Genomic DNA, 21,487 nt, shown 5'->3' on the forward strand with positions numbered 1-21,487 from the left:
AAAAGAGCCGAAACGTGAAGTTCTTCCAATATGAGGCCCTCGGCAGCACAAGTGTCGAGGCCGATAGGTTGTTTGACTCAGGCGAAGCTCCGGCCTTTTGGGTAAGAGCCGATCAGCAAACGGCGGGTCGCGGACGACGCGGGCGCGAATGGTCTTCGCCGAAAGGGAATTTCTACGGCACTGCCTGTTACGCATTTGACGGAAAGCCCAATGAGGCGGCGAAGTTGAGCTTTGTGGCCGCGATCGCGGTCGCGAAAACCTTAAATGCCTACACCCTCACATCCGAGCCGACTCTAAAATGGCCAAATGACGTTCTGATAGACGGTCGTAAGATCGCGGGTCTCTTGTTAGAGGCGAAGCCCGGGCGCGTGTTAATCGGGATTGGTATCAACTTGATCTCCCATCCGGACGGCGGGAACGTTCCGCCCACGCATCTATTGGAACATATGGATCCTGCCGTTCTCAATTCGGAAGAGCCAGAGTTCACAGGCGTGGAGGGGGTTCTTGCCATTCTCGCACGTGAATTTGATCAAGCCTTCCGCCGTCACCTGGCCTATGGGTTTTCTGCTACCCGTGCCGATTGGACGGCACTGTCCAAAGGAATCCCTGGTCCTGTCACGGTTCGCTTGCCCGACGAAACCTTCACTGGCGAGGCGCAGAGCCTTCTTGAAAACGGAGCGTTGCGCGTTGTCGCAGGGGATGGCACGATACGGGACGTCCACGCTGGCGATGTCTTTTCTGGAAGCTGATTGAATGTTACTCGCGATTGATAACGGCAATACGAACATCCTATTCGCCATTCACGATATGAAGTCGGAGTGGCTGTTCGAATGGCGTATTGCGACCGACCCAGCGCGCACTGCCGATGAGTATGCGGTGTGGTTTCATCAGCTAATGTGCATGGTGGGGTTGGAGTTCAACAATATCTCGGCCTGTGTGATTTCTTCAGTTGTCCCACAGTCAATCTTCAACTTACGTAACTTAGCCAGACGTCATCTCGATGTGGAGCCAATCATTATCGGTGAGCCAGGTGTCGACATTGGGATTGGCGTCCGCGTGGACAATCCTGAACAAGTCGGCGCAGATCGTCTCGTGACAACATTGGGAGCCGTCCAACGTTACGAAGGCCCATTAATTATCATCGATAGCGGCACGGCCACGACATTTGATGTGGTTTCAGCGGATAAACATTTCGAAGGCGGCGTGATTGCGCCAGGCATTAACCTATCTATGCGGGCCTTGCATGAAGCCGCCGCTCAACTTCCTCGGATCGAGATCAAAAAACCAGATCATGTTATCGGCAAAAATACCGTCGCCGCGATGCAATCTGGCGTATTCTGGGGCTATATCGGTTTGATCGACGGTTTGGTCCGCCAAATTCAAAAAGAAGATAAGCGCGACTTCACCGTCATCGGTACAGGCGGCGTCGCCTCGCTCTTTGAGGGTTCAAGTGAGACAATTACGCACTATGACTCGAAACTGACGATTGATGGTCTATATGAGGTATGGCGTCTCAACAGTTAGACGCGACTCATCTGGATGCGATGCGAAACGGCCTCTCGCTCCTCACAATAAAGAACCATTATGACAAAAAACAAAAACCAAGACGAACTCGTCTTCCTCCCACTCGGGGGATCCGGGGAAATTGGTATGAACTTGAATATGTTTGGCTTCGGGCCAGAACATAATCGCAAATGGATCATCGTCGATATCGGCGTGACCTTTGGCAATGCTGATACACCCGGCGTCGATATTATTATGCCGAATATCGATTTTATTGAGCAAAACCGAAAAGACATTCTCGGCATCATTCTCACACATGCACATGAAGATCACATGGGGGCCTTGGCTCGCCTTTGGGACCGCATTCGCTGCCCCGTCTGGGCGACACCTTTTACCATGTATCTGGTCAAAGACCGCCTCGCGGAAGTCGGATTATTGGACGACGTGCCGCTAAATATGGTCGAGCTTGGCGGAAAGATTGAAATTGGCCCGTTTGATATCGACCTAATTACGCTAACCCATTCCATTCCCGAACCGAATGCGCTCGCAATCCGAACGCCGCTCGGCACGATTTTGCATACGGGCGATTGGAAGATCGATGCCAATCCGCAAATCGGTGAACCTGTCGACGAAAAAGCACTCCGCGCTTTGGGTGACGAGGGTGTGCTGACGATGATCTGCGATTCGACCAACGTGTTCTCACCGGGTGAAGCGGGCTCGGAAGAGGGCGTTCGTGAAGAACTCATCAAACTCATTGGCGAGTATAAGGGCAAAGGTATTGCCGTTGCGTCTTTTGCGTCCAATGTGGCGCGGATGGAATCCGTGATGATGGCTGCGAAAGCCAACAATCGCTCTGTCTGCCTCATGGGGCGCTCCATGAAACGTATGACGGCCGCGGCGAAATCCATTGGTTTGCTGTCCGAAACGGGTGTTTTGCTCAGCGAAGACGAAGCGCAGGCTATGTCGCCTGGCAATGTCCTCTATCTATGCACGGGCAGCCAAGGCGAACCTCGCGCAGCTCTGTCGCGCATCGCGCATGGCGAACACCGCACGTTGAAGTTCAAAAAAGGCGACGTCGTCGTCTTCAGTTCCAAAATCATCCCGGGCAATGAGAAGGGTATTTTCGCCCTCCAAAATGCACTGGCTGATGATGGCGTAGAAATTATCACGGAAAAAATGCGTGATATTCATGTGTCTGGACATCCTTGTCGTGACGAACTGGCCCGCATGTATGAGTGGGTGCGCCCGCAAACGGCCGTCCCTGTGCATGGTGAACGCCGTCATTTGCTGGAACATGCGAAGCTGGCCAAAACGTTTGGCGTGAAGAGAACATATGCGCCGCGAAATGGTGAGATGATCCTCCTCGCTCCACAAGGACCAGAGGTCATTGATATTGTTGCCTCAGGCCGTTTGCATCAGGACGGCAAAGATATTGTCGGAGCTACGGATGACGGTCTGCGCTTGCGTCGGAAAATGGCCTATGCTGGCCATGTATCCGTTAGCTTGGTTGTCGACCATAAGGGCAAACTGATTTCTGGACCTGAACCTCGTGTCAGTGGCTTTCCAGAAGGCCACAAAGGTAAGCTGATGGACCAGCTGCTGGATGCGATCGCCGATTCCGCGGAGGCCGCCTTCAATTCTCTCGCGCCGCGCGCGAAGAAAGATGAAGATGCGATCGAAGATCGCGTTTCTGCCAAGGTAAAGCGTTTGGTACGCGATCGCACAGGCAAGCGTGCTTTGGTCGAAGTCGTTGCGCATAAGGTGAAGTGAATGTCCAAAGCGGAGATAGCTGAATTTCAACTTGGCCCGATGAACCATGTCGGGGTCGCGGTCCCAGATATTGAGAACGCCATTGCGTTTTACCGCGACGTGATGGGCGTTATAGATATCTCTAAGCCCGAGGTTTTAGCTCCACAGGGTGTGAAATACGCCTTTGTCAATCTACCTTCAGGGCAAGTGGAGTTGATCGAGCCTTACGGCGAAACCTCTCCAATCCTGAAGTTTCTAGAGCGAAACCCCAAAGGTGGGCAGCATCATATGTGTTTCGAAGTTGAAGATATACACGACGCGAAATCCGTCATGGAAACCCGTGGCATGCGGGTATTGGGGGAGCCTCGTATCGGCGCACATGGAACGCTTGTTGTCTTCTTGCATCCTGGAGACGCGGGCGGGGTTTTGATCGAGTTGATGGAAAGCCACAAATCTTGCGACGGAGTGGATCACTAAAATGAACTGGTTCTCAGCCCTTGTCGTATGGCTCATCATTTGGTGGTTGGTGCTCTTCGTTATCTTGCCCATCGGAATTCGCGGGCAGGCTGAAGAGGGAGATGTTGTCGAAGGGTCTGAACCCGGTGCGCCCCACACATTGGATATTAAGCGCAAATTCAAACAGACCACCATTATCGCCTCTATACTCTGGGTGTTGACCTGTGGGTTAATCGTCTCTGGTTTGCTGAGTTGGGAAATGTTGGGAAGCTTTTTCCAGCGTTAAATTCATGGTAAATGGCCCATTAACAAATGGTTTGCATTCAAGTGCTTGCCGCTGTCTAGGGCCTCAGCTATGCCCGCTCTCTACCGGACCTTAATCACCGGACAAAAACTAAAAGAGATCGCTCAATGCGCCTGTCCCGATATTTTCTCCCTGTCTTAAAAGAGACGCCCGCCGACGCGACCATTGCCTCGCATCGCTACATGTTGCGCGCGGGAATGATTAAACAGAACAGTGCAGGCATTTATACTTGGTTGCCGCTGGGCCATCGCGTCCTCAAGAAAATTGAACAAATCGTCCGTGAAGAGCAAAATAAAGCGGGCGCGATTGAAATGCTGATGCCAACGATTCAGTCGGCTGATCTCTGGCGCGAAACAGGGCGTTATGACGCCTATGGCCCAGAAATGCTGCGAATCACGGATCGTCACGATCGTGAAATGCTCTTTGGTCCAACCAATGAAGATATGATCACTGATGTATTTCGGTCGTTTGTTCGGTCCTATAAAGATTTGCCGAAAATGCTTTACCACATTCAGTGGAAATTCCGCGACGAAACTCGCCCACGCTTTGGCGTGATGCGCGGCCGTGAGTTTTTGATGAAGGACACATATAGCTTCGATCTGACCAAGGAAGATGCGGTGAAGTCCTATAATAAAATGTTTACGGCCTACCTCAACACCTTCGCGCGTCTGGGCATCAAAGCAGTCCCGATGAAAGCCGATACAGGTCCAATTGGTGGTGATCTGTCCCATGAATTCGTGATCCTTGCTGAGTCAGGTGAAAGCGAAGTTTTCTGTCACCGTGACCTAGTTGAAATGGCCCCTCCGGGAGATGTCGATTTTGATGGGGATTTGAGCCATATTTTCGACGAACGCACGTCACTCTATGCTGCGACCGAAGAGATGCATGACGCCGAAGAATTTGCAAAAATCCCTGAAGACAAACAGCTCTCTGCGCGGGGTATCGAAGTCGGGCATATTTTCTATTTTGGTGATAAATATTCGGCCCCGATGAACGCCACCGTGATGGATTCCAACGGAAAGCCTCAAAATGTCATGATGGGCAGCTATGGCATCGGGGTGTCTCGCCTTGTGGGTGGGATTATTGAAGCTTGCCATGATGAGAATGGAATTGTCTGGCCTAAATCTGTTTCGCCATTTGGTGTCGGTATCATCAATCTGAATCTGAAGGATGAGGATTGCGGCATCGCAGCAACGGACTTCTACGAAAAATGCCAAGCTGCTGGACTCGACCCACTTTACGACGACAGTAATGATCGTGGCGGCGTTAAATTCTCACGTATGGATCTAATCGGTTTGCCTTATCAGGTCGTAATCGGACCGCGGGGTCTGAAAGAGGGCATTGTCGAAGTTAAAGACCGTGCAACGGGTGAACGTCAGAACTTGTCTCCAGACGCCGCACTAAACCTGCTCATTGAGGCATTTGCCTAAGATGCAATCCGGCGCAGAAACATCGGGCCAAAGCAGTCCCTTCGGAAAGATCGAACGTCGCATCGCGACACGCTATTTGCGCGCGAAGAAAAACCAAGGCGGCGTTGGTCTGATTGCTGCGATTTCCTTCGTCTGTATCGCACTCGCGATTTGGGCGATGATCGTGATCATGTCGATCATGAATGGGTTTCGGGATGAAGTCATTCGCCTGACGATTGGTAGCGAAGGCCATATCTACGCTGAACTGGCGGACCCTGCTGTCACGGCTATGGATATGCAGGCCATTGAGGACAGGCTCTCCGCAATCGATGGCGTGGATGAGGCGTTTCAATATACCCAACATTTTACGGGCGTGCAGGCCAATGGCGTTTTTGGTTTAGGCCAAGTGATTGGTATTCGCCCCGGGAACCTTAACGGGTTCGAGCTCATCTCTTCGAACATTGTGCAAGGATCGCTGGATAATTTCGGGGAGGGAAGCGGTTCAAACCATGAGATCGCCCTGGGCTCTCGTCTGGCTGCCAATCTGGGGCTGACTGTCGGTGATAAGATCACAATCTACTCGCCGCGCACCCGTACTACCGTGACGGGGCCACAGCCGATCCGCAAGAATTATACCGTAGGAGCCATCTTCTCCGTCGGCCTTTTGCAGACGGATTTATCCTATATTTATATGGAGTTTGAACAAGCAACGATGTTGTTTGAAGGCGGTAAACTGACAGGGCAAATTCAGTTGCGCCTCGATACTCCGGACGACGTTGATGCGTTAGAGCCCGCTGTCTACGACGCGATCCAAGCACCTGCATTTTTGCAAACTTGGCGAGACAAAAACGCGGCCACAGCGACGGCTTTGCGAACTGAACAAATTGCCATGCGCTTTATCTTTATGATCGTTGTCATTATCGCCGCGTTCCCTGTTCTGGCCTCCATGATTATGTTGGTGAAAAACAAGTCAAAGGACATCGCGATCCTACGCACCATTGGCGCGACGCAGGGCAGTATCCTCCGAATATTCTTAATGTCGGGCGCAATGATCGGGATACTTGGTACGCTAATCGGTTTGGTGATTGGTATTTTATTTTGCTTGAATATCGGCATGATCCAGTCGGCCATTGAAGCCATCACAGGGCAACCTTTGTTCCCCGAAGATGTCTATCAGCTCTCCGGGGGTATTCCTGTGAAAATTGTATGGACCGAAGTCTTCGGCGTGGCGTTCTGGGGCTTTATGATTTCTGCCCTAGCGACGTTGCTGCCTGCACTATCAGCGTCCAAAATCGACCCTGTTGATGCTTTGAGGTACGAATAATGGCGCGTCCCATTCTTTCCGTCCGTAACTTGCATCGATCCTACCCATCGGGTGGGGGGATCCTGACTGTAATGGCAGGGGCAGATATCGATATTTACCCGGGCGAAATGGTCGGTTTGGTTGGGCCGTCAGGCTCGGGCAAATCTACATTGCTCCATGCTGCAGGATTGCTGGAAAAACCTAATGCGGGCGAAGTCTATATTAATGGTCGTGAGTGTTTGAAACTCTCTGACGACATTCGCACGCGTATCCGACGCGAGAGTATCGGTGTCGTCTATCAATTTCACCATTTGCAGAAAGAATTCACGGCATTGGAAAATGTCGCCATTCCGCAAATGATTGCTGGGGTGTCGGCCAAAGTTGCCGAAGCCGAAGCGGCTCGCCTATTGTCAAATATGGGGTTGGCTGAACGCTTAACTCACCGTCCTAGCCAGATGTCAGGTGGGGAACAACAACGTGTTGCGATTGCGCGGGCCCTCGCGAATAAGCCACAACTTCTATTGGGTGACGAGCCGACGGGGAACCTTGATCCAGCGACGTCAGATGTTGTCTTCCGCAGTCTCTTTGATCTGACCCGCAGTGAAGGTGTGTCCACTTTGATCGCGACACATAATATGAACCTTATTCCGTTCTTTGATCGGGTTTTGACGGTGCGTGATGGCCTAGTCGTGCCGTGGACGCCGCCCGTTATTCCCGCGCTCGGATAACCACCAAAACACAAAACCTAAAGCGATCAATGCCAATCCGCCCAAAGCGGCTTTGGGCCGATCCATCACCACGAAGACAAGTGTTACCGCTGTAATCGTGAGATAAATTAGCGGCACGAAGGGATAACCCCACGTCTTATAGGGGCGCGGTAAATCGGGTTGTTGCCATCGCAAAACAAACAAGCCGACAATGGCGAGCAGGCTGTTAAATGCCAGCATGGCTCCTGCAAAAACTAAGATCTGATCGAATGTCTGGGTCAGGATGAAAAATATCGCGATCCCCGATTGAAACAAAATCGCGGCCCATGGCACGCCTTCTGGGGTGCTACGCGCCAGCCAGCGCATAGCCTTATAATCTTCGCCCACGGCTTGCAGGGCACGCGGGCCCGCTAGCGTCATCGCGCTGACGGTGGAGATCAGAAGCAGTGCCAGCATCCCGCCAACTAAGCGTCCGCCCGTCTCGCCAAAAATATGATCAGCAGCGATGTACCCAATCTCGACTTTACCCTGCAACGCGTCCGTCGGCGCGGCGTAAAGAAAAGCGAGATTTAGCAAAACATAGAGGACGGTGACGAGCGCCGTGCCGAGAAACAGAACTTTCGGGAGATCGCGCTGCGGCGCCTCCATTTCCCCTGAGATGTAGGTTGCCGCGTTCCATCCCGTGTAAGCATAGGACACGTAAATGAGGGCGATCCCATATGGCACGCTCGTCATGACCTTTGGGTCAGTCGCTTTGGGCGTGAGGTCGAGGTGCTGCGGATCAGAGGTTAGGGTGAAGGCCGCGAGTATGAAAGCCGTGATCAGAACGATTTTGATCGCGGTAAAGACCGTTTGCGTCATGCCTGAAACATTACGGGATCGTGCATGTAAAATCGCAAGTGTCAGAACAAGACCGCACGCCAGTGTCTTTTGCGCGGTGGGTCCCATGTCGCCAGGTAAAATGGCGCCAGAATATTTGGCAAAGGCGATTGCAACCACTGCCGTCGGTGCCGCAAAGCCAATCGTTACGCTCACCCAGCCCGATATGAACCCAGCCGCCGGGTGATAAGCTTCACCCAAGAACGTATATTCTCCACCTGAACGGGGCAGGGACGCCCCCAATTCAGCGTAGGACAACGCGCCGCAGAGCGCGGCCAATCCCCCGATGACCCACAACATGATGATCGCGAAGAGGCTGTCGATATCGGCCAGTTGATACCCAAGCGCGGTGAACACGCCAACGCCAACCATATTGGCGATGATGATGGCGGTCGCGGTGCGCGGCGTGAAAGTGGTTCGGCTCATTCCGAATCTATGGAGCGTGACCCCTGCGGACGCAATCGGCGTTGGAGCTAAACCTTAATATCCACAGGGAAGCTATTCACAGTATGTTGACGTTTTGTTCTCATAAATACAGAACAAAGATAGAACATAAGTAAACGAACTGAGGAAAAGCCCATGACACGTCAACTCATCCACGACATTTCATCTGCACTCGTCTTGGCAGGCTTCGTTGCTGTCGTCACGATATGGATGATGGTGATCGGTGGTTAGCCTGTCCCCAAAAAACGGGAGACACTTTGTCGCCGAGTTTGAAAATGGGAAAGTATAAAACGATCTATGATCAGACCTGCTCGAGATTTTGTCCATCTGCGTATGCGGTCTCCCTATTCCATGTTGGAAGGGGCGCTTAAGATCAAAGAAACGGCAGAACGTGCCGTGAGATATCGCCAACCTGCTTTGGCGATTACAGATACAAACAACCTCTGCGGCGCGCTTGAGTTTTGCGAAAAAGTTGCGGGCGAGGGTATTCAACCTATCATCGGCGTTACGCTCAGTATCGATTTGGAAAAGCCGCGCCAACCTGGCCAAATTCATCACGACCCCGAAGGGACGCTTGTCCTCTTAGCGCAAGATGAGACCGGTTATGCCAATTTGATGGATTTATCGTCTGCGGCGTTTTTAGAGATTGAGCCGACAGATACCCCGCATATCAAAGCCTCACGACTAGAGGGTTGGACAAAGTCCGTTATCGCTCTGACGGGCGGGCAGGACGGCGTTTTCAATCGTCTTATTAAAGCGGGCAGATTGGCAGAGGCTGAGAGTTGGCTCGCACGACTAAAGGAACTTTTCCCAAATCGGCTTTATGTCGAAATACAGCGTCACACACCTGAAGAAAGTGCGGCGACCGAAGGCCCATTGATTGATCTGGCCTATAAATACGATCTTCCGCTGGTCGCGACGAATGATCCCTATTTCCTCGATCCTGATATGCATGAAGCCCATGATGTTCTGCTGGCCATGTCCGAGGGCAGTTATGTTCTGGAAAAAGATCGCCGGAAGTTATCTTTGCATCATTACTTCAAATCGACTGAGGAGATGGTCAAGCTTTTTAGCGATCTTCCGGAGGCTATTGAAAATACGCTCTTAATTGCAGAGCGATGTGCCTACCGCGTTCCCAAACATGACCCTATTCTTCCAAACTTTGGGGATGGGTCCTATTCAGAAGATGAGCTTCTTGTTCGACAAGCCAAAGCAGGGCTAGAGAAACGTCTACAAGTGGTGGAACTCGCCGAGACTCGCGAGGCCTATTTCGAACGTTTGGAATTTGAGCTCAATATTATCAAAAATATGGGCTTTCCGGGATATTTTCTGATTGTTGCGGACTTCATTCAATGGGCCAAAGATAACGGAATTCCTGTGGGTCCTGGCAGGGGCTCCGGTGCGGGGTCTGTCGTCGCTTGGGCGTTGACGATTACCGATTTGGACCCGCTGCGTTATGGTCTTCTGTTCGAACGGTTCTTGAACCCTGAACGTGTGTCTATGCCCGATTTCGATATCGACTTTTGCCAAGAACGTCGCGGTGAAGTGATCGAATATGTTCGAAACAAATATGGCAATGGTCAGGTGGCCATGATCATCACCTTCGGAACGCTACAAGCCCGCGCGGTGGTTCGCGACGTGGGGCGCGCTATGCAAGTCCCATTGGGGCAGGTGGATCGTCTGGCCAAACTTGTGCCGTCTAATCCCGCTAATCCTGTGTCATTGCGTCAGGCCATCACTATGGAATCGGGCCTACGGGAGGCGCGAGACTCTGAGCCTAAAATTAGACGGCTGCTCGATACGGCGCTTAAGCTGGAAGGCCTCTACCGAAACGCATCTACTCATGCTGCGGGGGTTGTGATTGGGGATCGCCCACTGACGCAAATCGTGCCGCTTTATCAGGATCCGCGTTCCGACGTGCCTGCAACACAGTTCACGATGAAATGGGCCGAGAAGGCAGGTTTGGTAAAGTTTGACTTCTTGGGTTTGAAAACGCTGACCGTGATTCAACGTTGTGTCGGATATCTCAAGAAACAGGGTATCGACGTCGATGTCGAACATCTGAAAACTACGGTCCCAGAGGCTTATAAACCACTAGCCGACGGTTTGTCAGCGGGCGTCTTTCAGTTGGAGAGCTCGGGGATGCGAGATGTCCTGCGAAAACTGGCGCCTGACTCGATTGAAGAATTGACAGCTTTAATTTCACTCTATCGGCCTGGGCCGATGGGAAATATTCCCGACTATGTGGAACGAAAATGGGGCCGACAGGAGATTAGCTATCCGCATCCGAAACTCGAAAATGTCCTAAAAGAAACATACGGCATCATCATTTATCAGGAACAGGTGATGGAAATCGCCAAAATCCTGTCAGGGTTTACACTGGGGGATGCCGACCTTTTGCGTCGGGCGATGGGTAAAAAAGACCAAGCGGAAATGAACCGTCAAAAAGGTAAGTTTATCGACGGCGCGGTTGAACGTGATGTTGATGGAAAACTCGCCGCCGAGATTTTTGAATTGGTCAATGAATTTGCAGGCTACGGGTTTAACAAATCCCATGCGGCGGCTTATGCCATGATTACCTTCCGTACGGCGTATTTGAAAGCGTTGCATTCGACGGAGTTTTTGGCTGCCATCATGTCTTTGGACTTAGCCAACGTCGAAAAATTGGCGCAGTTTTATCAAGAGGCGAAACGGATGGAGATCGAGGTGACACCACCTTGTATCAATCGGAGCCAAGCTGACTTTGACGTGGCGGATGGCGCCGTTCTTTATGCGCTGGGGGCTTTGAAAAATGTTGGTCTCGAAGCCATGAAACATCTCGTTGATGTGCGCGAAACGGATGGCCCTTTTACGTCCATCAATGATTTCGCTCGTCGTGTGGACATGCGACAGGTCAACAAGCGCGCGATTGAAAACTTAGCCCGTTCGGGCGCTTTTGATTGCGTTGAGCCTAACCGCGCAATGGTCCTAAAAAATGCGAGTTTGATCCAGAATATTGGCACGCTTGCGGCGCAAGAGCGCGAGAGTGCGCAGGTCAGCTTGTTTGGCGATGCCACTGTCGAAATCAAAGACCCGGAATTGGAATGGTGTGAACCTTGGGGGCAGATGGAAGCATTGGAGCACGAATTGGGTGCTGTCGGCTTTTATTTGGGGGGACATCCGTTGGACGAGCATATGGATAACCCAAAACTGAAAAGCGTCATTTTTGCCGAACGTCTAGAGGATGTGGGGGCAGGGAACATTACGGTGGCTGGCGTGGTTCGAAAGAAGCAAGAGCGTGTGTCAAAACGTGGCAAGCGTTTCGCGTTTGTCGAACTGTCTGATCCGACTGGCGATTTCGAAGTCTTGGTGTCGGAAAATGTCCTCACGCCTCATCGCGAAAAGCTAGCGGCAGGCAATATTATTCGGATGAAGGTGAAGGCGGAACGAAATGATGGCGAAACGCGTCTCTTCGCGGATGCGGTGGAGTTGTTAGAAGGTATGGGAGACGCGCCAAGCACGGAGAAAGCCCCCGTTGCTCCCGCAGGGCTGAAGATACGTTTGCGCAATGCGGACATCGAAACTTTGGATGAATTGCAGGCGACATTAGAACAGCTCCGGAATACGCCGTATCAAATGAGCGGATATATCGAACTTGTTCTTCCTTTGACCGAGAAACGCGAAGCGGCTTGGCGATTAGATGGGAAGTGGGCGATTGATCCGTCGATCCGCAAAGCGATCAAGGCGAATAGCGCCGTTGAGACAATTCTGGAAATCGCAGCTTAACATCAGTCCCCATCTTGGCGTTGGTATCGCGGCCCTGAATTTCATATTTGATTAACTAAGAGGTCAAACTCTCTCTTTATTTTCCCTATGTAGACCGTCGAATGGGGCGATTAAGTTAGAGGGTGGGCTAAACGGCCGTCTTGGATATGTTGAGTAAAGTAAGAAGCATGGCGGCATCTTTGCGCAAAGCTGAAGGCGGGCACGTTGCTGTCATCTTTGGTTTAGCCGCATTGCCACTACTGGTCGTCACGACGGCCGCACTCGACATGCACGAAGTCGACCGCTTCGAAACCCATATTGAAGCGGCGCTCGACGCCGCAGCCCTCGCTGCCGTGTCAAACCAGAGCATTTCCGAAGCAGAGCGAGGGGATCTGGCCAAAAAATTCTTCTGGGACAATGTCTCGAAATATCCAGAACGGGTTTCGTTGGACGTGGTGAGTTCCAAGGCGGAGCGCGTAGAGTTGAGCGCGACTTCAAAAATTCCAACTTCAATTCTCGCGTTAACAGGCCGAGACGCCTTCAAGGTTCAGTCAGATAGTGCCGCCTCCATTACTCAGGGCGGTGTTGTTTGTATGATGACGCTAGATCCCAACTCCGCGCGAAGTTTTGAAATTTCCGGTGGTGCGACGTTGGATGCTGAAACTTGCGCTGTTCAAATCAACTCCAAGAACAGCGCCGCTGCGGTTATTGATCATGGCGGCAGGGCGAAGGCTGCGGATTTTTGTGTTGCCGGCGGGGCAACTGGGCCTTTCGAACCGCATGTGAATACAGAATGTGGCGTGATTGCGGACCCCTATATTGATCGCCTTGCGCCAGATACGGGTGACTGCGTAGATGACGTTGCGTTGACGGAAAAACTCAGCTCATGGCAGGCAGAAAGTTTAGGTGTAACTTTGGAACCCGGGACATATTGCGGCGGACTAACCTTGCGCGCAAAGGTCGTCACTTTCGCCCCTGGAGTATATACGATCACCGACGGACCTTTGTTCTTTGACTATGGGACAGTCGCGAGCGCTGAAGGCGTCACTTTCGTTTTTCGCGGTCGCGATGCATCGTTGGAGATTAGTGAGGGATCGAAATTCCACATCAGCGCGCCAAAAACGGGCCCGACTGCGGGATTAGCTTTCTTCCAAGATACGAAAACAAATGCCAAGAATTTTCCTGTTCTCCCCAGCGCCGAGACAACAATTCGAAGTGGTGGGAACCTAGAAATCATTGGGACGGTATATCTGCCCCATCAAACAGTCCTGTTCAGGGGCGGAAGCTTGTCGCAGTCTCAAGCTCCGTCAACATCGTTTATCGGATACCGCATTAGAATTGTGGACGGTGCGAAGATTGGCGTAGCTGTTGATCATCAAGCCGCTGGCTTGCCGCCTATTGAACCTCGTCATGATGAGGGTGTTCGCCTTGAGAGGTAGCGCCATAAGGCGAACAAAAGACTTGCATTCATACCCCTTATCTCTATGTGGCGCACATCAATTCGCGTCTGCGGTCTGGTGATTGCCATATAGGCAATTGTCAATTCCGGTCGAACTCATTGTTTTTATGACATAAGTTCGTCACCCCGCAGGCTTAGGTTAACCGGAAGTACGGAGATATCCCATGGCTCTTCCTGAATTTTCTATGCGTCAGCTGCTCGAAGCCGGCGTTCACTTTGGTCACCAGACACATCGCTGGAACCCAAAAATGGCACCTTACATCTATGGTGCACGTTCAAACATTCATATCATGGACCTGTCACAAACAGTTCCATTGCTTCACCAAGCCCTAAAAGAAGTCCGTGATGTTGCTGCTAAAGGCGGCCGCGTTCTTTTCGTTGGCACAAAGCGTGCAGCGTCTGATCCTGTTGCATCTGCTGCTACGCGTTGTGCGCAGTATTATGTCAATCACCGTTGGTTGGGCGGAATGCTCACAAACTGGCAGACAGTTACAAAGTCCATCGCACGTTTGAAAGAACTTGAAGCTCTTCTGGGCGACCAAGGCGCTGATGCCGAAACAGGTCTCACCAAGAAAGAGAACTTGAAGCTTGATCGCGAAATGCAGAAGCTTGAAAAAGCTCTCGGTGGTATCAAGGACATGGGCGGTAAGCCTGACCTGATGTTTGTCATCGACACAAACAAAGAAAACATTGCGATCAAAGAAGCGCGTCGTTTGGGCATCCCTGTTGTGGCGATCTTGGACACAAACTGTGATCCTGCATCCGCTGACATGCCTATTCCAGGCAATGACGATGCTGCACGTGCAATCCAACTTTATTGTGAGCTAATGGCTGACGCCGTTCTCGACGGGATGACAGAAGCTCAGGCTTCCGTCGGTCAAGATCTTGGCGCTGCTGAGCATATCGAAGAAGTCATGCTGCAAGTTCCTGCTGCTCCAGAAGCTGAAGCGGCTCCAGCCGTTGAAGCCGCAGCTGAAGCTCCAAAAGCTTAAGCCCCTTACATTCCGCGCTCACCCTTCTTAAATGAGCGCGGAACTTTTCTCAAAATGACTAGAATAGGAGACCGATATGGCTGCTATCACAGCTAAACTGGTTAAAGAGCTGCGCGACATCACGTCTGCCGGCATGATGGACTGTAAAAAGGCCCTCAATGAATCAAATGGTGACATGGAAGCTGCAATCGACTGGTTGCGCACCAAAGGCATCGCGAAAGCCGACAAAAAAGCTGGCCGTATTGCCGCTGAAGGTCTTGTCGCTGTCGCAACTGACGGCACATCAGGTGTCTTGGTTGAAGTAAACTCAGAGACTGACTTCGTCGCACGTAATGACGGTTTCCAAGCCGCTGTCGCAAAAGTGGCTGCCGCGGGATTGACCGTGAACAACACAGAAGAGCTTCGTGAGGCGCACGTCGATGGAAAGACTGTTACAGATTATTTGACAGGTCTTGTCGCGAAAATCGGTGAAAACATGACATTCCGCCGTATGGAAAAGCTGACTGTTTCCTCCGGCGTCGTCGAAGGTTACGTTCATAACGCTGCTGCACCTGGAATGGGCCGCATCGGTGTTTTGGTTGCGCTTGAGTCGACTGGCGATTCAGCGAAGCTTGCTGAATTGGCGAAAAAGATTGCGATGCATATCGCAGCGACATCGCCTTTGGCGTTGACACCCGCTGATCTTGATCAGGACCTCGTCGCAAAAGAGCGCAAAGCGCTTAAAGATGAAGCCCTTGATTCAGGCAAGCCAGAAGCGATCGTCGACAAAATGGTCGAAGGCCGCATGGTTAAGTTTTTCAAGGAATCAGTGTTGATGACACAAATGTTTGTCATGGACCCTGACCGCAACGTCGAACAAGTTGTTGCTGACGAAGCCGCTGCGCTTGGCACGGACGTCAAGATGACTGGCTATATCCGTATGGAAGTTGGCGACGGCATCGAGAAAAAAGAAGAAAACTTCGCAGCAGAAGTCGCTGCGGCAGTTGCCGGCTCTTAAGTCAGGCCCAATTCTGAGAATTTAGCCGCGTCCTGAGAGGGGCGCGGCTTTTTTTATAAAAAGACCTTCATATCGGCATTTATGAACGACAAATAACGGGCTGGGAAAACCCTAACTTTTCCTAGCCCTCACGCGTCTCATGCCTATATTCACAAAGTTATAAGGGAGTCGTATGTCGTGCTTCCGTATTTAGGACCCTGACCTTGGCTGAATACAAATATAAACGCGTTTTGCTTAAAATCTCTGGCGAGGCTCTAATGGGATCGCTGGCCTACGGCATTGATACCGAGACCGTGAAACGCTTCGCCGGTGAAATCAAAGCCGCGCATGACAAGGGTTTGGAAATTGCCTTAGTCATTGGCGCGGGGAATATTTTCCGCGGCTTGTCCTCCGCTGCCGCGGGCATCGAACGCTCTACAGCGGACTACATGGGTATGCTTGCGACGGTGATGAACGCTTTGGCAATGCAGTCTGCGCTTGAAGAGCTCGGTGTGGATACACGGGTACAATCGGCTATTCCGATGCAAACCGTCTGTGAGCCTTATATTCGTCGCAAAGCGGCTCGGCATATGGCCAAGGGCCGTGTTGTGATTTTTGCGGCTGGCACGGGCAACCCATATTTTACGACCGATACGGCTGCGGCGCTTCGCGCGGCAGAGATGGAATGTGATGCATTGCTAAAAGGAACGCAGGTTGATGGGGTCTATGATAGTGATCCCAAAACTAATCCGAATGCCAAGCGTTATGACAAATTATCCTATCATAAAGTCCTCTCCGATGACCTTCGGGTCATGGACGCATCGGCCGTGACCTTGATGCGCGAGAATAAAATCCCAATTATAGTGTTCTCCTTGGCTGACCAGGGCGGTTTTGACCGCGTTATGGCTGGACAGGGTGTGTGTACCATAATCGGGTCCTGATTTCGCCGCATACGGCGTATAGACCTGTCGAAGACTAAGGAGGGCCGAATGGCCGATGAATTCAAACTCGCGGATTTCCGCAAACGCATGGACGGTGCAGTTGCCGCGCTGCGTACGGAATTTGGTGGATTGAGAACTGGCCGTGCAAGCGCCGCACTTCTCGATAACATCACCGTTGCCGCCTATGGTTCGCAAATGCCGCTCAATCAGGTTGCCAATATTACGGTACCAGAAGCGCGCATGTTGGTCGTAAACGTCTGGGATAAGACGATGGTCGCGGGCGTTGATAAGGCGCTACGTCAATCAAACCTGGGCTTGAACCCCGTTATGGATGGTCAAACGCTCCGTATTCCAATGCCGCCTTTGACGGAAGAGCGTCGCCGTGACCTGACGAAAGTTGCGGGAAGCTATTCTGAAAACGCCAAGGTCGCTGTGCGGAACGTCCGTCGTGATGCCATGGACCTTCTCAAAAGAGCCGAAAAAGACGGTATGAGCGAGGACGAACGAAAGGCCCATGAAGGTGACGTTCAGAAGGCGACCGATGCGGTGATTTTAGAAATCGAAAAAGCCCTCGCGACCAAATCCGCAGAGATCATGCAGGTCTAAGTGTCTGTTGCGCCGACATATGGTTTGATGCCGGCGCATATCGCCATCATCATGGACGGTAATGGGCGTTGGGCGAGAGCGCGCCATCGCCCACGCGTGTTTGGACATGCCCAAGGCGTAAAAACCGTGCGTCGTGTCGTTGAGGGCGCGTCGCAAATTGGCGTGAAATGCCTCACGCTTTATAGCTTCTCAACGGAAAACTGGACTCGACCAAAGGCTGAAATAGCGGCGCTTTTCAACTTGTTGCGAGAATATGTTGAGAGTGATTTGGATACGCTGCACGAGAAAAACGTACGTGTACGTATTTTAGGTTCGCGATCCGGGCTGTCATCCGATCTCCTTCAACTGATCCAACGCGTTGAAGAGACAACACAAAACAACACGGCCTTTAACTTAAACATAGCGTTCAACTACGGTGGACGTGATGAGCTGTTGCGGGCTGCTGCGCGTGCTGTCGCTGACGGTCAAGATTTGACTAAAACGTCTGAGGCAGAGTTTGCAAAATATCTCGATACGGCAGGGTTGCCAGATGCAGATCTCGTCATCCGAACATCTGGTGAAAAACGGATTAGCAATTTTTTGCTCTGGCAAGCCGCCTATGCGGAGTTTGTTTTCACCGATGTGCTTTGGCCTGATTTTGGTCTATCGGACCTGGAGTCAGCGATTGCGGACTTCAATCGACGCGAACGTCGATTTGGCAACCTCGATCAGTCGGAAGTCGCATAAATGACTCAGACCCAAATCAAAAAACCTAAATGGAGCGGACTGGGTGTTCGCTTCATTTCCGCCGTTGCCTTGCTTTTGCTTTGTTTAGCGCCGTTTTATTTTGGCGGCTGGCTATGGGCGGTACTCGCAGGCTTGTTCGGTGGGCGGATGATTTACGAGTGGGTCCGAATGAGCGACCCCAGCCCGAGGCTGCCAGCTTATCTTGCGCCGATTCTGGGTTTGCTGGCGGGGATCGTCTATACTGTTGAAAATGAGATTGGATTTTCGGTCGTCGCGGTGTTCGTGACAGCATTTGCTGTTGCAGGTATTCAGTTCGCGCGCAGTCAAAAAGAGGGGTCTTCGCGGGTCATATGGGCCATTCTTGGTGTTTTCTACATCATCGTGCCGACGCTTTTAATGATTGGCATGCGTGGCAATCAGGTGGGATTCGACACCGTTGGATTTCAGCGCCTGCTCTTTATTATGGCCTGTGTGATCGGTGCAGATGTAGGCGCCTATTTTGGCGGCTCGACAATGGGCGGACCAAAGCTTGCGCCTAAATTATCACCGAATAAAACGTGGTCAGGCTTTTTTACCGGGCAAGCCTTAGCCGTTTTGTTAGGCGCGATCATCGGCAGTGCAGTCGGAATCGGTTGGATGGCAGGGGCGGCTTTGGCCTTACCTATCGCAATTTTGTCTGTTCTCGGCGACCTATTCGAGTCTGGCGTGAAGCGAAAATTGAACGTTAAAGACACGGGCGGATTAATGCCCGGCCATGGTGGATTGCTGGATCGTTTAGATAGTCTCATGGCCGCGATTATTGGTGCGGCTGTGTGTCTGGCTCTCTTCCCTGGAATTTGGCCCGGCTGATGACCAAACGTATCTCTGTATTAGGCTCTACCGGCTCGATCGGTAAGAGTACGCTGGATATTGTGCGACGTTCACCTGTTGGCACGTATCAACTCGTTGCGCTCACCGCCAATCGAAGCGTTGATGAAATCGTTGCGCAGGCACTGGAGTTTCAGCCCGAATTTGTTGCCCTAGCTGATATTGAACAAGAACCAGCGTTGAAGGCGAAATTGGCTGACACCAATATAGAAATTGGCGTCGGTCCAGAAGCGCTTATCGAAGCGGCACGGCGACGCGCTGACTTCACAATGGCCGCCATTATCGGCTCAGCAGGGTTGGAGCCTACCTTGGCGGCGGTTGAGCAGGGGCAACATGTTGGGCTGGCCAACAAAGAATGTCTCGTCTGCGCTGGCGAAACGTTTATGGCTGCGGTTCGACGGTCTGGCGCTAAACTTCTACCTGTCGATTCTGAACATAACGCGATTTTCCAAGTGTTAGAGGATGATCCAAAAGGTGTTCGTCGTTTGATTCTCACGGCTTCAGGTGGGCCGTTTCGCGAAGCGTCTTTGGAAGCCTTAGGCAAGGTCACTCGCGCAGATGCGCTCAACCATCCAGTTTGGTCAATGGGGGCAAAGATCTCCATCGACTCGGCGACCTTGATGAATAAAGGTTTGGAATTGATCGAAGCTAGTTGGCTGTTTGAGCGGCCAAGTGCTGAGATTGACGTCATTGTTCACCCGCAGTCGATCATTCATTCTATGGTCGAATATGTTGACGGGTCCGTTTTGGCGCAATTGGGAAGTCCCGATATGCGAACCCCCATTGCTTATTCTATGGGCTGGCCTGCGCGTATTTCAGCCCCGGTGGAGCGGCTTGATTTCGCAAAGATATCGGGATTAACTTTTTTCGAACCTGATACGACCAAATTCCCATCATTGCGTTTGGCTCGCGAAGCTCTGGAAGCGGGGGGACAGGCGCCATGTGTCTTGAACGCTGCAAATGAGCAGGCTGTTGAAGCGTTTTTACAGGGAGAGATCTCGTTTCTAGATATTGCCAATGTCGTTGAATCTACACTCAACGCATTTGTAAAATTCTCCAGTTTTGGCTGCGCACCAGATACGGTTCAGGCCGTGCTGTCGTTGGATAAATCCGCGCGAACGACTGTAGATGAGCAGATTGTAAACTTGTAAGTTTAGGCGCTTTGCGGCATCCCAACATCGTAAGGCTTCGTTAAGGCCGTAGCGTCAGGGAACAGCATGATAGCAGGATTGATCTATACGCTCATTGCCGCGCTAAGCTTTGTCATGGTCCTATCATTTCTCGTCTTTTTTCACGAGTTGGGCCACTATTCTGTTGCCCGTTTTTTCGGCATTTCAGTGGACCGTTTCTCAATCGGATTTGGTAAACCAATTTGGCGACGTACCTCCAAAGCGGGCGTGGAATGGGTAATCTCTCGTATCCCCCTGGGGGGTTATGTGAAATTTGCTGGTGATGCTGGCGCGGCGAGCAATCCCGATGCAGAGAAACTTGCGGAACTCCGTGCAGAGTATGAAAAGGACCCCGATGGTCCGTCTATCGATAATGTTTTCCATTTTCGCCCCGTTTGGCAGCGCGCATTGGTCGTTCTGGCGGGGCCTGTAGCTAATTTCATCTTAGCAATCATTTTGTTTGCAGGCATTGGCCTGACGATTGGCAATCAATATTATCCGTCGAATGTCGGCAGCGTGATTGAAGGTAGTCCTGCTGCCGCCGCAGGGTTTGAACCTGGCGACAAGATCATCAGTTTGGACGGGCGCGATGCCCGAAATTTTTCGTTCGTGCAGCAATATATTTCCCTGCGCAAAAACACGACGATTGAAGCCGTTGTTGAACGCAATGGGCAGGACGTACCATTGACCGTCACACCTCGAGCGGAAGATGTGAATGACGCTATCGGTGGGAACGCGAACATTGGACGCGTGGGTTTAGGTCTGGCTGAGGGCACGCAGCCGATTCGCGAAGAGTTCGGCGTTTTGGGCTCTCTCAATTACGGCGTCACCCAAACGACAGGCGTGTTGAAAGCGACGGGCACTTATATCGGCCGCATCTTTAAGGGCAAAGAAGACGGCAAGCAGCTCGGAAGTGTTGTCAAAATTGCTACCGTTGTGGGGAAGGTCGCATCTGATACCGCGAAAGCCGATGTTCCGCTCGGCGTGAAGATAAAGGCGTGGGCTATACGTATGGCGGCATTGGCGGCCTCCATTTCCATAGCGTTAGGTGTCGCGAATTTAATGCCTCTTCCCGTGCTCGATGGTGGACATCTGATGTATTACGGCTATGAAGCCGTCGCAAGACGACCATTGAGTCAAGAAAAACAGGAGTTTGGGTTTAAGATCGGGTTTGCAATTTTGCTCACTCTCTTTGTGGTGCTAACGATAAATGACATTGGTTATTTAAGCAGCATCGACTTCTCCTAAGCTGG

19 protein-coding genes are annotated in these 21,487 nt (G+C 51.7%); 18 read left to right on the plus strand and 1 reads right to left on the minus strand.

What is annotated here, in order from left to right; genetic code table 11:
- Positions 1–14 precede the first annotated feature (14 nt).
- From IE073_RS01610 to IE073_RS01645, 8 genes are all read left to right on the plus strand, one after another.
- Positions 15–749: a biotin--[acetyl-CoA-carboxylase] ligase gene (locus tag IE073_RS01610; protein WP_189580430.1), complete on the plus strand. Its 735-nt coding sequence runs from the start codon at positions 15–17 to the stop codon at positions 747–749.
- Positions 750–753: 4 nt separating this feature from the next.
- A complete protein-coding gene (locus tag IE073_RS01615) occupies positions 754–1,524 on the plus strand; it encodes a type III pantothenate kinase (RefSeq protein WP_189580433.1) in 771 nt (256 codons plus the stop codon).
- Positions 1,525–1,584: 60 nt separating this feature from the next.
- Positions 1,585–3,273: a ribonuclease J gene (locus IE073_RS01620; RefSeq protein WP_189580436.1), complete on the plus strand. Its 1,689-nt coding sequence runs from the start codon at positions 1,585–1,587 to the stop codon at positions 3,271–3,273.
- Positions 3,274–3,729, plus strand: a complete 456-nt coding sequence (mce, locus tag IE073_RS01625; RefSeq protein WP_189580439.1) for a methylmalonyl-CoA epimerase — start codon at positions 3,274–3,276, stop codon at positions 3,727–3,729.
- A gap of 1 nt (position 3,730) precedes the next feature.
- Positions 3,731–3,994 carry a DUF1467 family protein gene (locus tag IE073_RS01630; protein WP_189580442.1) on the plus strand — a complete coding sequence of 88 codons (264 nt, stop codon included), beginning with the start codon at positions 3,731–3,733 and terminating at the stop codon, positions 3,992–3,994.
- Between the two features lie 125 nt (positions 3,995–4,119).
- Positions 4,120–5,442, plus strand: a complete 1,323-nt coding sequence (gene proS / locus IE073_RS01635; protein ID WP_189580445.1) for a proline--tRNA ligase — start codon at positions 4,120–4,122, stop codon at positions 5,440–5,442.
- A gap of 1 nt (position 5,443) precedes the next feature.
- Positions 5,444–6,745, plus strand: coding sequence for an ABC transporter permease (locus IE073_RS01640; RefSeq protein ID WP_189580448.1), 1,302 nt, complete (start codon positions 5,444–5,446; stop codon positions 6,743–6,745).
- On the plus strand, positions 6,745–7,452 hold the full coding sequence (locus IE073_RS01645; protein ID WP_189580451.1) for an ABC transporter ATP-binding protein: 708 nt from the start codon (positions 6,745–6,747) through the stop codon (positions 7,450–7,452). Before IE073_RS01640 ends, IE073_RS01645 begins: the two co-directional genes overlap by 1 nt.
- On the opposite strand, the gene IE073_RS01650 is transcribed toward IE073_RS01645, so the two are convergent.
- Positions 7,408–8,736 carry an APC family permease gene (locus IE073_RS01650; protein WP_189580456.1) on the minus strand — a complete coding sequence of 443 codons (1,329 nt, stop codon included), beginning with the start codon at positions 8,734–8,736 and terminating at the stop codon, positions 7,408–7,410. The two genes, IE073_RS01645 and IE073_RS01650, sit on opposite strands and share 45 nt — an antisense overlap.
- Positions 8,737–9,051: 315 nt before the next feature.
- Here IE073_RS01650 and dnaE point away from each other — a divergent pair, with 315 nt between their 5' ends.
- The 10 genes from dnaE to IE073_RS01700 all read left to right on the plus strand — a co-directional run bounded on the left by dnaE (position 9,052) and on the right by IE073_RS01700 (position 21,482).
- Complete coding sequence (gene dnaE, locus IE073_RS01655) at positions 9,052–12,519, plus strand: DNA polymerase III subunit alpha (protein ID WP_189580459.1); 3,468 nt, start codon at positions 9,052–9,054, stop codon at positions 12,517–12,519.
- A 167-nt stretch (positions 12,520–12,686) separates the two neighbouring features.
- The gene (locus IE073_RS01660) at positions 12,687–13,937 is read left to right on the plus strand and encodes a pilus assembly protein TadG-related protein (protein ID WP_189580462.1); all 1,251 of its coding nucleotides are present in this window, start codon (positions 12,687–12,689) and stop codon (positions 13,935–13,937) included.
- Positions 13,938–14,121: 184 nt separating this feature from the next.
- Positions 14,122–14,949 carry a 30S ribosomal protein S2 gene (rpsB, locus tag IE073_RS01665; RefSeq protein ID WP_189580465.1) on the plus strand — a complete coding sequence of 276 codons (828 nt, stop codon included), beginning with the start codon at positions 14,122–14,124 and terminating at the stop codon, positions 14,947–14,949.
- Positions 14,950–15,025: 76 nt separating this feature from the next.
- Positions 15,026–15,946 (plus strand): translation elongation factor Ts, encoded by a 921-nt coding sequence (tsf, locus tag IE073_RS01670; protein ID WP_189580467.1) that lies wholly within the window; start codon positions 15,026–15,028, stop codon positions 15,944–15,946.
- Positions 15,947–16,149: 203 nt separating this feature from the next.
- Entirely contained in the window at positions 16,150–16,866 is a 717-nt protein-coding gene (pyrH, locus tag IE073_RS01675) for a UMP kinase (protein WP_189580470.1), read from the plus strand.
- Between the two features lie 48 nt (positions 16,867–16,914).
- Entirely contained in the window at positions 16,915–17,472 is a 558-nt protein-coding gene (frr, locus tag IE073_RS01680) for a ribosome recycling factor (RefSeq protein ID WP_189580473.1), read from the plus strand.
- 27 nt (positions 17,473–17,499) lie between these two features.
- Positions 17,500–18,198: an undecaprenyl pyrophosphate synthase gene (gene uppS, locus IE073_RS01685; RefSeq protein WP_189583674.1), complete on the plus strand. Its 699-nt coding sequence runs from the start codon at positions 17,500–17,502 to the stop codon at positions 18,196–18,198.
- Positions 18,199–19,047 carry a phosphatidate cytidylyltransferase gene (locus tag IE073_RS01690; RefSeq protein ID WP_189580476.1) on the plus strand — a complete coding sequence of 283 codons (849 nt, stop codon included), beginning with the start codon at positions 18,199–18,201 and terminating at the stop codon, positions 19,045–19,047. It abuts the gene before it with no gap.
- Complete coding sequence (gene dxr, locus IE073_RS01695) at positions 19,047–20,216, plus strand: 1-deoxy-D-xylulose-5-phosphate reductoisomerase (RefSeq protein ID WP_189580479.1); 1,170 nt, start codon at positions 19,047–19,049, stop codon at positions 20,214–20,216. Before IE073_RS01690 ends, dxr begins: the two co-directional genes overlap by 1 nt.
- Positions 20,217–20,282: 66 nt before the next feature.
- A complete protein-coding gene (locus tag IE073_RS01700) occupies positions 20,283–21,482 on the plus strand; it encodes a M50 family metallopeptidase (protein ID WP_189580483.1) in 1,200 nt (399 codons plus the stop codon).
- The last annotated feature ends 5 nt before the right edge of the window (positions 21,483–21,487 follow it).

The organism is Litorimonas cladophorae (genome assembly GCF_014652455.1).
GTDB lineage: Bacteria > Pseudomonadota > Alphaproteobacteria > Caulobacterales > Maricaulaceae > Litorimonas > Litorimonas cladophorae.